Raw genomic sequence first — 15733 nt, forward strand, 5'->3', positions numbered from 1 at the left:
TTCTTAAGTTTCATTTTGCATTTCATAAAATTCTTGCCATTCAAAATCGATATAATCTTCAAGAAGTTTTTTAATTTCGATTTGAGCTCCTTTTTTAGTGGGGTGCTCCGTGTGGAATTTCTGTGGTGGAGTATTGTTTTTCTTAGATGGGGTACGTGTTACATAGCCATCTGCTTTGTATAGATTAGGTACTGCACCCGACAACTCAACTTGATAAGTTACTTTAAAACCTTTATAGATATACTCAGTCATGTTTTCTCCCCCTTCCCTGAGCTTTAAGTTCGACCTCAGTTAATGAAAGCTTTTTTAATTAATATAGCTCATATCGCAGCTTAAAGTGTTTTAATTTGCAAAAATAATCACTGTTTTCTATCCTTTTTAAGGATGATTAATAATAAAAACAAGAAATAGCATTGCTAAATTTAATCAATAATTTTTTTCTTATCTTCATTTTTAAGGATGGAAAATGATAAAAATTACCCGAAATGAGTTTTTAGCATTTGCCTCAATACCTGATATCGTTAACGCTAAAGATGTGGGTTGGTTTAAATCTAAGGCGGGAGATAAATTGGGGATTATTATGCAACTCACCGCAAATCATAAGTATGATTACCTCATTTATCAAAAGGATCACACAAAAGACTATATTCTTTATCCAAATGATGATGATTATTCTTCAGCAGATTACGATACTGTTTATCATCAATTAGAAAAAAAAATGGCGCTACCACAAAATCAGAATATCTAAACATTTTTTAAAAACTGTTCAAATTCCTCTGAGGCCAAAGGCTTGCAAAAATAATAGCCTTGAGCTTCTGTGCATTGATGAGTTTGTAAAAAACGGATTTGTTCTTTTGATTCAACCCCCTCTGCCACGACACCTAGATTAAGATTTTTGGCTAGAGCAATTATGGCTTGAACAATGACTTCATCGGCTTTATTAGTATGAATGTTATTAATATAAGATTGTGCGATTTTAACTCGATCAATAGGGAATACTTTTAAATGATTTAAAATCATATATCCCGAACCAAAATTATCTAAGGCGAGATGAATACCAAGCTCTTTTAAATCATTAAAAATAGAAGCAGCTTCAATGCTGGTTAAGATAACATTTTCTGTAATTTCAATCTCAAGAAAATTGGGTTCTAGTTTCGTCTCTGCTAATATTCTGCGAATTACTTGCCCGAAATTCGGATGTTTAAGCTGTTTTGTAGCGATATTTACGGCAATGCGAATTTCAGGTAACCCAATATCTTGCCAGCGTTTATTTTGCTTGCAGGCTTCCGTTAAAACCCATTCACCAATAGGTAGAATAAGTCCTGTTTCTTCTGCTAAAGGAATGAAGTTAATTGGCAAAAGAACGCCTTTTTTAGGATGGCGCCAACGGATAAGCGCTTCAGCAGATACCAGGCGGCGTGTTGTAAAATCAAGCTGAGGTTGGTAACAGAGAAAAAACTCATTATTTTCAATTGCCTGACATAATTCTGTTTCCAATTCCAAACGAGCCACGCTTTTTTTACCAAGGCTGTAAGTATAGAATTGAAATTGATTACCGCCTTGCTCTTTGGCACGGTACATCGCAATATCCGCATTGCGTAAAAGCTCACTAGTTGTTTGGCCATCTCGCGGAAAAGTAGCAATACCAATGCTTGGTGTTATCCATATCTGATGTGAACTGACATTAAAAGGCTCATGAAAAATATCTAATAACTTCTTGGCAACTTTAGCAATATGGGTTTCATCTTGAGATTTTAATATCGCGACAAATTCATCACCACCGAGCCTTGCCAAAGTATCCTCTTCACGCATGGCTTGGCGAATTCTGTTGACAACATCTTGCAGTAATTGGTCACCGACAAAATGACTAAAGCTATCATTTACTAACTTAAATCGATCCAGATCAAAAAATAAAACACAAAAAATTGTATTATTACGTTTCGAATAAGAAATTAATTGTGCTAGACGATCACTTAGGAGCGCCCGATTAGGCAATTGGGTTAATGAATCGTGAGTTGCTTGATATTGCAGTTGTTCTTCTAATAACGCTCGTTTAGTAACATCACGGAAGCACCAAATTCTTCCTGAGATAGTATCATGCAGTTTGTAAGGTTGCGTATGAATTTCAAGAATCCGTTCATCCTTACATTTTAAGGTGATTGTTTTGCTGTTATTTTTTAAGTTGAGTAATTTAGTTGTGGATTTCAAAAAAATATCTGATTTTTCTATCTTTTCCGCGATGTTTTGGAAAACCGAAAGCGCATTTTTTACCGCCATGAGATTTTTCGATATTCCAAACATTTTTATTAAATTTTGGTTGAAATCAATAATCTCCCCTTTATTATTCACCACTAAAATGCCATCCGCGGAGGACTCAAGCGTACCTCGTGTGACAGAAAGGGATTCTTGGAGAGATTGCGTTCTTTCTTTGACTTGTTTTTCTAATAACTGTGTGTATTCGCGTGATTCTTGCAGTAGTTGCCATTTTTTCGTTAGAGCACAAGATAATTGTCTGACGGCGATACTGTCAAAAGGCTTTTTTAAAATAAGTAAATTTTCTCGTTGACCTAAATGTTGAATAGTCTCTTCCCAAGTATAATCAGAATAGGCTGTGCAAATGACAATTTGAATATTGGGGTCAATTTCCCAAATTTTTTTCGCGGTTTCAATACCATCCCAGCCGGGTGGCATTCTAATATCGACAAATGCTAAGGCATAAGGATCATTTTCTGTAATTCCTTTCGCTATTTTTGCTACACCTTCCTGGCCTTGCGTGGCGGTGATTAAGCGGAAAGCGGGTAAACTTTTGTCGGCCGTCTTTTTACCAAATAATTCATGCTCTAAGCCAGCTAGCTCAAGATCATCGTTAGAGCTTTTTGTAGTCAATATTTTAATGAAATCCGAATGAATAGCAGGATTATCATCAATAATGAGGATTTTCACGCTTTTCGTAGCTGTTATCATTCAAATATCTCCGGTTTACCTGCTTTAAAGGTAAAGTCAAAGTAAATTCTGCTCCATAACCCAGACCCTCACTTTTCATTTGCAAGTTTCCTCCCAACTCCTTTGCTGCCAATGCGCTGGTGTGTAAGCCGAAGCCATGTCCATAGGATTTGGTGGTAAAACCAAAAGTAAAAATTTTGTCTAAATGCTCTTTCTTAATGCCAATACCATTATCTTGAACAGTAATACTGACACTATCGGCCTCAGGATTTTTTTCCGCCTTAAAACATATAAATTTATTAATTTTTGATGTGTTAAAGGCACTTAGGGCGTCAATGGCATTCTGAATTAAATTAATTAGGATCTGTAATAATTTGGCTTTATCTGTCGTAATAAATAACTGTTCTTTAATATCTTGTTGAATGGTCACTTGTCTTTTTTCCAATGAGTTTTTGCACATGGAAATTGCTATATTAATCAAATCGTTAATAGATACTTTTTCGGCCACGCCGGAAATACCACTTAATTCCTCTTGCATGGCAACCACATCTTCGATATGGCTGATTTGGTTTTGTAAGCAAAGCATTTCATTTTTAATTGTTTCATGCGATTCATTAATTTTTTTAGTTAAAGCAATTAAATAATCCGGCAATATTTTTCCTTTCACATCTTCTGTCAAAAATTGCGCCAGGTTATCTTTATTGTCGGCAAGCATGGCTGAAATGGTTGTTAAATTTTGCAAATAAGGCTGCTTTGCACTTTCTTTCATCATATCGAGGGAAATTTTGACGCTATTTAAAACATTCCCAATATTATGCAAAATCGATGTGGCAACATCAGCCATACCGGCTCGTCTGGAAATATTAAGCAATTGCGAATTTAAGCTGCAATTTTGCAAGTACTGTTGATAATGTTTATAGGCAGAATTAATGCGAGCAATTAATTCTTCAGGAGAAAAAGGTTTTGATAAATAGTCATCGGCGCCAACCTCAAGGCTGGTACTTACAGCATTTTCTCCCGCTTGAGCAGTAATGAGAATAATAGGGATATGGCATGTTTCAGGTTGAGTTTTAAGAATATTGGTTAATTGATAACCGTCAATAAGTGGCATCATGATGTCAGATAAAATGACATGAGGCTTGGATTTATGAATAGTTGCAAGCGCTTCCTGGCCGTTATTTGCGGTAATAACCTCGAATTTATCCTGCAGTAGAGTGCTTATATAAGCCTGTACGTCCAAATTATCATCAGCAAGTACCAACCGAGGTAGTTCCTTTTCTATTTCTGCACTTTTATTGTTAGAATCCGTAGATTTATTGAGAGTTAGACTGACTTTAAAAGTTTCAACAACATTGGATATTTTTTCTATGGGAATGGATTTATGAGATGTTGTTGCAAAGCGTGCAGGCAAACAGATAGTAAATGTTGTTCCTTGACCAAGTTGGCTTTGGATGGAAATCGTTCCTTGCATTAAGTCAAGAAATTGCTTAACAACGGTTAATCCTATGCCTGTGCCCTCATAAGCCCGAGTACGAGAAGAGTCTAATTGATGAAATCTTTCAAAAATAAACGGTATTTTCGCTTCTGGAATGCCGGCACCATTATCAATTATACGTAAGAAAATCTTTTCTGCTTTTGCATCTAATTCGACTATAACAGTCCCACCAGCGGGTGTGAATTTTAGGGCATTTGATAGTAAGTTAAGTATGCTTTTTTCAAGCATCTGTTTATCAAGAAGTACATCTTTTATTACCGCGTGGGATTGAAATTGCAAATTAATTTGTCGTTCGGTTGCTAAATCTTTTACATCATCAGTTAATTGAAAAAGAAATTCATTTAAATTCACGGGCTCTTCATGAAGTTCAAATTTACCAGCTTCAAGTTTAGAAAAGTCGAGAATATTATTTACCAGCGTATATAGTCTTGCGGCATTTCTTTGTATTCTTTCTAAATTCTGTAAAACGTCTGGAGGAAAATTTAATAATGAATTACTTAAAATAGTCTTAAGGGGAGCCAGTATAAGGGTTAAAGGGGTGCGCAACTCATGGCTAATATTGGCAATAAAGTCAGATTTAAGTTGATCAAGCTCCATAAGCTTTGTATTTTTTTCCTGTACTTCAAGCAAAGACCGGCGGGCTGTATCAAGTACAAAATTAACAAGCATTGTAAGTTTCTGCATACTTTCATTTGCTGTATCAATCGCAATAGTAAAATTAAAATCTCCTTTTACGGCCAGACATAGCTGGTTTGCCACCTCCTCAAGATTTTTTTGTACTTCCGAAAGAGCAGGATGTTGCATACCAATTCCTTATCTAAGATCACATGGTTCGGAGACTATTCTTTAATTTTAGACATTTTTGCCTGTATTTATGGGGTCACCATCGATTAAATTTATTTGCTGAAATTTTTATAGCAGTCTAATCTCTTAATAATAAAGCTAATATAATTATAAACTCATATTAGATAATTATTTTTAAATGTTAAATGGTGGCCAGACAAAAGCATCTTTATTGAAGATAGCTTTTTAACCTGGTGAGCCCAATGATTATTGGGTATATTGATATTCCCTTTGCTGAGTAGCTGCCGATATGGATTTTGCATTTAATTTATTGATCATCATTGCTGATCAACTTATGCTTTTTGTGGTTAATATGCTTGTCGCGCGCAATGCGGGTGAAGCCCTGTTCGGCGATTTTACAGCAGCAACCAATGCTTTATTTCTGATAGCGACAATACTCACCATGGGTATTGATTCCATTATCGGCTACTATGTACCCAAATTCTATGTTAAAAAACAATATAAAGAGATTGTGGCTTTGACAATTTCGGTCAAAGAATTCCTTAAACCAATTTACTTAAGCCTGTTTGTGGCGGGATTGCTGTTGAGCTTGTCCATTATAGTTTTAAGTCTGGCCTTAAAAAACTTAAGATTATTTGAAATTACCCACCCTATGCCTCTTTTTATTTGGGGTGCCGTGGCAATTTCTATCTATAGCATCTATCTTCAGTTTTTTCGTGCCGTAGATTATATGCGGACTGCTGTTCTTTTAAGTTTATCGCAAACCGTTTGTTATTTTTTATTGAGTTTATTCACTTATTTTTTACTTTATCCCCTCATATTTCACGATAATCCTAATTATTTTCCTCATGTAATGCTGATAGGTTTCGTCTTAAGTTATTTTCTTTTTGTAATGATAGCTGTCGCAGTACAACGAAGAACAAAGATGCAGGTTTTCCTAAAGGAAGATTCTATTCCAGATCAAAAGGCTTATGTGTGGAAAGAGAAGATTTATGGCTATACAGTACAAAATTTAAATAGATATGTTTTTGCATCAATCCCGTTATTGATGATTGAGTGGTTGGGAAAAACTGAATCTGCAGTAGGTTTATTTTCAGCGGTAACATCGATTATTTCTTTAGCCTTTATTGCCATCAGTCCCATTGGTATTTTAATTGGTCCTGATATTTCTGCGGCATTTACTCGCGGTCGAGAAGTACTTTTAAAAACAATGAAGAAATATATTTTAATGTGTTTGGGCATGGCTTTTTTTATTGCCTTGATTATTGGTATTTTTGCCAAAGATATTTTATTGCTATATCAATCAAATTTTATCAAGGCTTTACCCTATACCTATATTTGTTTGATTAATATTTTTACCTTTGCAATGTCCATGCCCTTGTTTAAAATGATTCAATATTCGGAAGAAGGTAGCAGAATTGGCGCTAAGCTGGCTTTGTATATATTGTTAATCCAAATTATAGCCTGTGCTATTTTCATTCCCTGGCTTAATTTGGTTGGTGCAATCATCTGTTATGTAGGGATTAATATTATCTACAATGCCGCCATGATTGTTATGGCAATAAAAATTTACCGTCGCAACTCCTTTGGCAGTGAAGTGTTTTAGATTAGCCAAGACTAGTAAATTGGGTAATTTTACCCATGTTTTTATTATTCCTTTCTGAACTATAATCGCTCAAATTTAGATATTTTAGGACATGTTGTCCTATTTATTTTGGGGAGATTATTAGTATGCTTAATTTTACAAATAAAAGAAATGTCGGGTTATTGGATGTAGACAATACCCTGATCTTTGGTTCTGAAAATGAGATGACTTATAACAACAATTTGTTGGATACTTTTGCAGCGGCAGGGATTCTTGATATCTATTTGTTCACATCGATGTCGATTTCGGCCGAAAAAGTTCAAGAGCGACAAAAGCTTGTCGAGCACTTGCAGAGCAAAGGATTTACTGTTCATGGCGTAATTACTACAAGCGATATGTGTTGGCATCTTGATAAGGAATTAATGGATGATTTCTTAAAGAATTTCACGACAGTCGAAGAAATGGAAAAGCTTTTCTCACAGGAGAAGTATTTGCCAATAAAGGACGTGCTTGCTTCCAAACCCGGAATTGCTTTTGCTATCGCATTAAAAGCCTCTGAAGAGCAGATGCCTGACCTGGTAGCTCATAGTAAAACTGCCAATAATGTAATCGGTTTAGTAAAAAGATTTGAAAATAAATACGAGACTGATAAAGCCTATATGTACAATCTCTTTGCTGCCAATAAACCTGAGTGGATGGGACAAGTAATCTTTGCTGATGACGATCCTTTCAATATAAAAGCTATTGAACAAGCAAATGCAGATTCTCAGCTCCCTTTATTAACCATCGTAAATAGGGAGAACGGGGATGTTGCACTCCCACTGTCTTTTTATCAGAAAAAGTTAGCTCCAATTTTTCGTGACCAATTACAGCAGAGCTTGGAGACTCATTTAGCTGCGAAGAAGAATCAAGAAGCAGCTTCATCTAGTTTGAGTAGGTGGTTCAAAACATCTTATTTGCAAGAGCAGGCAGCAGTCACCGCGCTAAACAAAGCCCTGTCCGGAGAATCTGTTAATCTAGCGTCTCATGTAGCTGTTTTGCGCCAGGGAGACTTAGGAAACATCATAAGAAGTTTTGTTAAACGTGGTGCTGCGAATGGTTTATGTAATGCTGAGGTTAACACAGTCAGGGATTTCGTTAGAGAGCTTCATCAGTCTGTGAATCAACCAAATCTGCTTACTATCAGCTAGAAGGTAGCTGCTTTAGATAATTGATTGAAAATTTACTTAAGCAAGGGATTGCGTCAATAATTCTTTAGCATGCGAGCGCGTTTGCTCAGTAATCGTCAACCCACCGAGCATGCGCGCAATTTCATTAATTTTTTCCTGACTATTTAAGGCCACAATCCGCGAAAAAGTTTGTTGTTTATCGCTATATTTTTCTACCACAAAATGTTGATGTGCACAGGAAGCTACTTGTGGTTGATGGGTCACACAGAAAACCTGCAATCGCTCTCCTAATCGACGTAATAATTGCCCAACTAGTGCTGCCGTTGCACCACCAATACCCACATCAACCTCATCAAAAAGCAAGGTAGGGGTCGAGCCGCGTTGAGCGGTAATCATTTGAATAGCAAGACTAATTCTAGATAACTCCCCTCCAGAGGCAATTTTAGCCAAGGTATCCGGAACTGTCCCAGGATTTGTACAGACCTTGTATTCTACTTTGTCCAAACCATGAGGTTGCATTTTTTCAAGAGGTGTTATTTCAATTTCCACACGGCCTTTAGGCATCCCAAGTTGTTGAATACTGGCACTTATTTCGGCTGCTAATTTTTTAGCAGACAATTCGCGAGAGGCTCTGAGTTTATAGGCGGCAGATTCAAAGGCTGTCGTTAGATTCCGATATTCCAGCTCAAGTTTCTCAATACGATTTTCTGAATCATGCAGGTGCTGTAACTCTTCTTGTAATTGCAAGAAATGTTGCGCCAACTGATTAATATCAACATGATATTTACGACTCGCTTGATGTAAAACACTCATGCGGGCTTCGACTGCCTGTAAACGCTCAGGATCTAATTGCACCTCCTCGGAAAATTTTTTGACTTCATCAAGTGCTTCTTCGCATTGGATGAGTGCGTTATTAATAAGTTCACAACTGTTTTTAATAGCGTAATGTTCCTGAGGCAAATCATGTAATAACTGTAAAATTTGATTAAGGCCCTGACAGATATTGGCCTCATCATCGGCATTCAAGAGTTGAATAATTTGTTGCGTATTTTGCAAATAGTCGCAGGCATGATGAAGTAATTGATGTTCCTCATGCAAATTTTGCATTTCGTTTTCTTGTAGGTTGAGATCGGATAATTCATTAATCTGAAAGGTTAATAAATTAATCTTATCGTTATGCAAGTCTGCTTGACGCAATAAATCCAATTCTTGCTTTATTTTCTGACATTTTTTGTATAATTGCTGTACTTCAATTAATAATTCATGGTGATTGGCATAGCGGTCAAGCTGATCACGATGGGTTGGATGCTGCATTAGAGTTTGATGCTGATGCTGTCCATGAATATGAACGAGCATTTCGCTCAACTCTTTTACTTTATGCAGTGGAAAAGGATTACCGTTAATGTAGGATTTTGAACGACCTTCGGCGTAAAGCACTCGTCTTAATATAATCGTCCCATCGCCAATAGGCACATCATTTTGGTTGAGCCATTGTGCTGGAAGAGACTCATTGTCGATTTGGAAGCTGGCACTGATGTCACATTTTTCTTCGCCAACACGAATAACTGAAGCATCGGCTCGATCACCGAGGGCAAGCATCAAGGCATCGATCATAATTGATTTACCAGCACCAGTTTCGCCAGTAAAAGCAGTCATACCATGCAAAAAATCAAGTTCTAATTCTTTAACAATGGCGAAATTTTCGATGCGCAAGGTGGTGAGCATAGTTTATCCCTGATGTTTAGATTCCCAACCAAGTTTGATCCGTAATGTATCATAATAATGATAATCAAGAGGATGCAAAAGGCGCAGTTGGCGAGCATTTTTTTCAATGGAGACCAATTGCCCGGGTTTAACTAGACGGGATTCATGGCCATCACAGCTAATGCGCAAATCACTCTCATTCCGCTCACTAATTTTTAAATCAATCTTGACTTCACCATCTACAACAAAAGGGCGAGAGCTTAAACTATGAGAAAACATTGGGACTAACACAATCGCATTTAACTGTGGATGCATAATGGGGCCACCGGCGGATAAGGCATAAGCTGTTGAACCTGTGGGGGTGGATAAAATCATCCCATCGGAGCGGTAGCGACTCACAAATCGCTGGTTAATAAAAACATCAAATTCAATTAAATGCGTTTCATTTCCCCGTCCTAACACCACATCGTTTAAAGCATCACCCTCAAAATAAATTGTTTCCCCATCATGGATAGACATATGTAGCAAAAAGCGAGGCTCTTCTTCGTACTTACCACCCAAAACGGCACTTAGATGGTGCTCAATATTTTGTGGCGAAATATCTGTTAAAAAACCTAGGCGACCGCGATTGATTCCAATAACTGGAACATTTACTTTTATGGCCATTCTTGCTGCAGACAGTAAGCTGCCATCACCACCCACAACGACAATTAAGTCTTGCTTCTTTCCCATGAGACTGCGATCAAGCGTTGGTAAATCAATGTCAAAATGCGTTGCCGTATCAATATCCAGATAAGCATCTACTTGCTGCTCGCGTTGTAAAAACTCAACTAAGCGATGTAGGCTTTCGTTCACTCCCTGATTGGCACGATGTTGGCGTGCATAAAGAATAACTCGCTTAAATTTTTGTTTCATGATTTGCCAGTATTAGTTCGCAAGAATGGATTTGTTTTAACAAGCTAGTTTATATTATTTTTTTTTATTGTTCTAAGTCTACATCCTCGTTAAAAATCCTTAATAATGTACTTACAACAAGAAAAAAGACACCAAAGATTATCGTTCTTTGGTGTCTTTAATTTATCGAATCAGTTTTTGGTCATTACTCTTCGCTTACTCGTGAAGCACGTTTTCTTTCATGTTCCTTCAAAGCCTTTTTGCGCAGGCGAATCGATTGTGGCGTGACTTCAACAAGTTCATCATCATCAATAAACTCCAGAGCTTGCTCTAGAGATAACTTGATAGGTGGTGTTAAAAGAATGTTTTCATCGCTTCCTGCAGCACGGATATTGGTTAACTGTTTTTCTTTGGTCACATTGACGACTAAATCATTATCACGTGCATGAATACCAACAATCATGCCTTCATAGCACACTGTTTGTGGCTCAATAAATAAGCGACCACGTTCTTGTAAATTAAATAAAGCAAAGGCGCGAGCTGCTCCTTGGCAATTGGCTATGAGAACACCATTATTACGTTTACCAATTCGTCCGCGAATTGCAGGGCCATAATGATCATAAACATGATACATTAAACCGGTTCCAGAAGTGCTTGAGAGAAACTCTGTATGAAAACCAATTAGTCCACGTGTTGGAACGATGTAGTCCAGACGTACACGTCCTTTGCCATCAGGCAACATATTTTGCAACTCCCCTCGGCGCTCTCCTAGTTTCTCCATAATGGCGCCTTGGTGATTTTCCTCAACATCCACCGTTAAGCGTTCATAAGGTTCTTGTTGCTCGCCGTTTTCTTCTCGTAAGATAACTTCAGGCTTGCAAATGGCAAGTTCATAACCTTCACGACGCATGTTCTCAATAAGAATAGACAAATGCAGCTCCCCGCGACCAGATACTCTAAATTTATCTGGGTCTTCGGTATCTTCGACACGTAATGCCACATTGTGAAGCAGTTCCGTTTCTAAACGCTCGCGTATTTTGCGGCTGGTAACAAACTTACCTTCTTGACCTGCAAAAGGAGAGTCATTAACTTGAAACGTCATACTAATGGTTGGTTCGTCCACGGTTAATGCAGGTAGTGCTTCCACATGGTTGGGCTCGCATAAGGTATCAGAGATATTAAGTTGTTCAATACCTGTAACGGCAATAATGTCGCCAGCTCTAGCTTCTTCTACCTCGACTCTTTCCAAACCCTTAAAGCCTAAGAGTTGTAATAAGCGGCCACTACGAACTTGTCCTTCCTTATCAATAATCTTTACTGCGGCTTTCGCTTTAACATGACCGCGTGTAATACGTCCAATACCAATTGTTCCAACATAAGATGAATAATCCAGCGAACTGATTTGCATTTGGAAAGGACCATCGGCATCTACCGCTGGGGGTGCTACTTTATCAACAATTGTTTGTAATAGAGCAGACATATCGCTGGCCTCATCTTCTAAAGCCATTTTGGCATAGCCATTTAAGGCAGAAGCATACACGACAGGGAAATCAAGCTGCTCATCAGTGGCACCTAAATTATCAAATAAATCAAATACTTGATCCATAACCCAGTGAGGTCTGGCCCCTGGTCTATCTATCTTATTAATGACAACAATCGGGTTTAATCCACGAGCAAAAGCTTTTTGTGTAACAAACCGAGTCTGTGGCATGGGTCCATCAACGGCATCAACAAGCAATAAGACACAATCAACCATGGATAGAATACGTTCGACTTCACCGCCAAAATCAGCATGTCCTGGCGTATCAACGATATTAATTTGATAACCATTCCAGTGGACGCAGGTATTTTTAGCTAAAATGGTAATGCCTCGTTCTTTCTCCAAAGCATTTGAATCCATTACACGCTCAACTTTAGGAGCACGTTCATTAAGTGTTCCTGTTTGTTGGAGCAATTTATCAACTAAAGTGGTTTTACCATGATCGACGTGGGCGATGATGGCAATATTACGAATTTGTTCAATCATAAATGACCTATATTGGGGTAAAGCAGATTAGCATTAATAGCGGCATGTGTTCATCGATTCACCATTATACATTGATTCATGGTGAATGCCTATTACATGAAGAAGGTAAGCCCATCTGGAAAGAATTAAAGATGGGCTGCTTGTTGTCTACATTGTTGGCACGGCGCTGGGTATCTCATAGGCTGCATGGACATTTTCTAAGAAAGAAATATCGTCAGCATGGATTTGCATTTGGTTTTGATAAGCAAGCTTTGGCTCAAATAAAGCATCCATATTTTCCGCCATTTGATAATAGGCATAACCCATTAAACCGACAGAAACCATGGTAAATGCTATACCACTAACTGGTTCTGCAGCTATCGATGCAGCAGCAATAACGAGACTAACAGTGGCAATGGTAAAGACACCTAACCAAAATAATGCAGCAAGTGCATTACCCACGCGACTTAGGGTTTCTTTGGTAGGAAGGTATTTGTTTTCTTTTTCAAGTTCACGAATTAACTCATGCGCATTTTTGTTGTGTGGATCCACAGCAATGGCTTCGAGACAAGAGATGATTTCTCTATATTCTTTAAGTAATAGCTTTTTTTCACCTGTACTCGTTGCATTGGTAATGCTTCGTTGATAATTTTGGACGATAGTATCAATATCTTTCGCTGCCGTCTCAAACGCCTTCGCTAGCATTTCATTCTTTTCATGTAGCTCTAGTTTTTTTGCATTCAGTTGTTCTTGTAAAACCCTGATACTTTTTGTAAGTTCTTCACACTCTCTAGCAAAATCTTGTCGAAAAAATAAGGCCATACTAAATTCTCCTATTGTGGGAATAGATTAATGCATCGTCATGGGAATACACATTAATAAAGTCATCGCATAAAACACAGCCTGCTTAAATGATTGGCGTCCTTTAATTACAATGGCCATTAAGGTTAATGCAATAATCCCTGGGTAAGTTAGCTCAAGAATTGGGGCCAAAAAAGCGGCGATTCCTTTAAAATCGAGAAGTGAAATGATAAAAGATAAGCCAGTTGTAAACAATAAGATAAGGTAAAATTTATTGTCTTTAAGCTTTAAAAGCGAACAAAGATAACGGGCATACAGGTTATTTAACGCTACAGCAGTGGTTAGACAGGAAAAAAACATGGCAATTCCCATGAATAAAGTTGCGTAGTTGCCCATGGCTTGTCTGGCAATACTAGGTAACATTAGTTCTGGTGCTGTATTGGTGATTAGAGCTGAGTAATGAGAGCCTAGATAAACAAAGCCGAAGTAAATAAGAGCTAATAAAGAAGCGCCAAGAATACTCGGTTTTATGGCAAACAAAAGTACTTCTCTTGGTGAAGCATTAGGCAGTAATTGTTGCACTTGGCTAAAAATAAGAGCAGAGAAGAAAAATGCCGCAAACAAATCCATGGTTTGGTAACCTGTAGTGAAACCATTGGTAAAGGCTTTATCGACCGAAACAGACGTCAGGGTGGCGGGAGCTTTAATAGCAGCTATAACGATTAAAATAACAAGTGTCACCAGTAAAATTGGGCTCATCCATTTACCCAATATTTTGATCATGATTTTGTCGTTTAAACAGAAAAAGAAAGTGATCGTGCAAAAAAAGATACTAAAATAAATTAATTTAATTTGCGGGAAAAGGTAACTGAGGCTACCGTAGGCAACAGTAATACAGCGGGGAACGACACCAAAAGAACCTAATAAAGACAGCATAAAAAGGGGGAGTAAAATCGCCGCAAGTTTGCCGGCCTCGCCAAAAAAAGCATTGTAATTTCCTTGGTATAACTTAATAACAAAGAGTCCCGTTAGAGGTAATAAAATTCCTGTTAGTAAAAGCCCCATAAAACCCATAACCCAGTGGCTACCGGAGGCATCACCAATTTGCAAAGGAAAAACCAAATTTCCGGAACCAAAAAACATCGCAAAAATTGCGAAGCCATAAATAAAAATGGTTTTATATTGTTGCATAGCCAAGTTCCTAGTTGTTTGACGGATAATTTTTGATAAAGAATGTAGTGAGAGTTAGAGGGCCGCGGGGGCCACATTGACTACAAGGAGGACAGTAGCAAGGCTAGATAATTGATTTTCAATCTTGTTGATATTTTTCAAAAATAATGAAAATTTAGATAAAGGTTTCATTAATCGTCTTTTATGCTTATTTATATTGCAAACAAATTCCTTTATACACAGTATGTGTGCAATTTGCAAGCATTGATGGATTCAAGGCATAAAACCATTTTATTTTGCCAACCATAATAATGTGTAGCATGAATCAAATTTTTAGACAGTAGAATGAGCAGTAAAACGGTCTTTTTGTAAAAAATATAACCTATTGGTTTTTGTTGTGATATAATCGCGCAATTTATGACTTATATGGTGCGAATTTATGTTTAAATTATTAAAGAGCTTGAAAGCGGAAAAGAGAACAGAGCAAGTGAGTGAAACGCCGCCAAAATTAACGCCATCTCGACGTTCCCTGAGTAGTCCTGATTTTAAGGAGAAGGATACGCCCACGCAGGAGATGACTAAAAAAACTTTGCAAAGAGGAATAAGTTTTAAATTAAAATCTAAAAATCCTCAGGAAGAAACTCCTCGGCGAAAAACAAATAGTTTTTTTGCACAAGAAAAGAAATCCAATCTTAATCAGGACATCGATAATTTTATTGATGCCGTTAAAAAGAGTTGTCCGTCAAGCTGTAAAGATAATGGTGGTTATTTTTCTACTTTGCATGGCGATTATGAGAAAATTTTAAGAAAAGTAGTGGATGTCGGGTTATTTAGTGAAAACCTTGATTTCCTGGAGCAGTTTAATAACTACATGTGCGGAAAAATAACTGGTGAGGCATTGTATCCATTTTTAGAGGGTTTAAATCTTGATGATAATGAACATCAAAAATCCCTCATAGATGCACAGAAAAAAAATGATTTAAATGGTGATGTGGCTAAAGAGAACTACAAGGAAATTGCAGCCGTTATTTTTGGGTTTATTGACTATAACTTACGGATAAAACGGAGCACTATTAAGGAAGTTTTGCAACAAAACAGCATAGATTATAACTAATCTTTCATAGCAAGAAATAAAGGATGAATTGAAAATAATTTTGATTCAT

At 37.3% G+C, this 15733-nt stretch carries 12 protein-coding genes; 4 read left to right on the top strand and 8 right to left on the bottom strand.

Translation table 11 applies throughout. The annotated features are described in order from the left end of the window. Positions 1-3: 3 nt before the first annotated feature. Complete coding sequence (locus tag PXX05_RS14470) at positions 4-252, bottom strand: hypothetical protein (protein WP_275088897.1); 249 nt, start codon at positions 250-252, stop codon at positions 4-6. 214 nt (positions 253-466) lie between these two features. Here PXX05_RS14470 and PXX05_RS14475 point away from each other — a divergent pair, with 214 nt between their 5' ends. Next, positions 467-748 carry a hypothetical protein gene (locus PXX05_RS14475; RefSeq protein WP_275088898.1) on the top strand — a complete coding sequence of 94 codons (282 nt, stop codon included), beginning with the start codon at positions 467-469 and terminating at the stop codon, positions 746-748. Here PXX05_RS14475 and PXX05_RS14480 read toward each other — a convergent pair. Together PXX05_RS14480 and PXX05_RS14485 are read right to left on the bottom strand one after the other, a co-directional pair. Beyond that, a complete protein-coding gene (locus PXX05_RS14480; protein WP_275088899.1) occupies positions 745-2964 on the bottom strand; it encodes an EAL domain-containing protein in 2220 nt (739 codons plus the stop codon). The two genes, PXX05_RS14475 and PXX05_RS14480, sit on opposite strands and share 4 nt — an antisense overlap. After that, complete coding sequence (locus PXX05_RS14485) at positions 2924-5242, bottom strand: ATP-binding protein (RefSeq protein WP_275088900.1); 2319 nt, start codon at positions 5240-5242, stop codon at positions 2924-2926. The genes PXX05_RS14480 and PXX05_RS14485 overlap by 41 nt, the downstream gene beginning before the upstream one ends. 289 nt (positions 5243-5531) lie before the next feature. Between PXX05_RS14485 and PXX05_RS14490 the strand changes: the two genes are divergently transcribed. Both PXX05_RS14490 and PXX05_RS14495 read left to right on the top strand, forming a co-directional pair. Next, on the top strand, positions 5532-6848 hold the full coding sequence (locus tag PXX05_RS14490; protein WP_275088901.1) for a lipopolysaccharide biosynthesis protein: 1317 nt from the start codon (positions 5532-5534) through the stop codon (positions 6846-6848). A gap of 125 nt (positions 6849-6973) precedes the next feature. Next, entirely contained in the window at positions 6974-8017 is a 1044-nt protein-coding gene (locus PXX05_RS14495) for a hypothetical protein (RefSeq protein WP_275088902.1), read from the top strand. A 36-nt stretch (positions 8018-8053) separates the two neighbouring features. Here PXX05_RS14495 and recN read toward each other — a convergent pair whose 3' ends face one another. The 5 genes from recN to PXX05_RS14520 form a co-directional block, all read right to left on the bottom strand. Beyond that, entirely contained in the window at positions 8054-9721 is a 1668-nt protein-coding gene (gene recN, locus PXX05_RS14500) for a DNA repair protein RecN (RefSeq protein WP_275088903.1), read from the bottom strand. Between the two features lie 3 nt (positions 9722-9724). Beyond that, positions 9725-10615, bottom strand: a complete 891-nt coding sequence (locus PXX05_RS14505) for an NAD(+) kinase (RefSeq protein WP_275088904.1) — start codon at positions 10613-10615, stop codon at positions 9725-9727. A 184-nt stretch (positions 10616-10799) separates the two neighbouring features. After that, a complete protein-coding gene (gene typA, locus PXX05_RS14510; protein WP_275088905.1) occupies positions 10800-12620 on the bottom strand; it encodes a translational GTPase TypA in 1821 nt (606 codons plus the stop codon). Positions 12621-12767: 147 nt separating this feature from the next. Then, complete coding sequence (locus tag PXX05_RS14515) at positions 12768-13421, bottom strand: hypothetical protein (protein ID WP_275088906.1); 654 nt, start codon at positions 13419-13421, stop codon at positions 12768-12770. A gap of 27 nt (positions 13422-13448) precedes the next feature. Beyond that, the gene (locus tag PXX05_RS14520; protein WP_275088907.1) at positions 13449-14591 is read right to left on the bottom strand and encodes a branched-chain amino acid transport system II carrier protein; all 1143 of its coding nucleotides are present in this window, start codon (positions 14589-14591) and stop codon (positions 13449-13451) included. A 418-nt stretch (positions 14592-15009) separates the two neighbouring features. Here PXX05_RS14520 and PXX05_RS14525 point away from each other — a divergent pair, with 418 nt between their 5' ends. Next, positions 15010-15684, top strand: a complete 675-nt coding sequence (locus tag PXX05_RS14525; RefSeq protein WP_275088908.1) for a hypothetical protein — start codon at positions 15010-15012, stop codon at positions 15682-15684. Positions 15685-15733: the final 49 nt, after the last annotated feature.

This window comes from Legionella cardiaca, from assembly GCF_029026145.1.
Taxonomy (GTDB): Bacteria; Pseudomonadota; Gammaproteobacteria; order Legionellales; family Legionellaceae; genus Tatlockia; species Tatlockia cardiaca.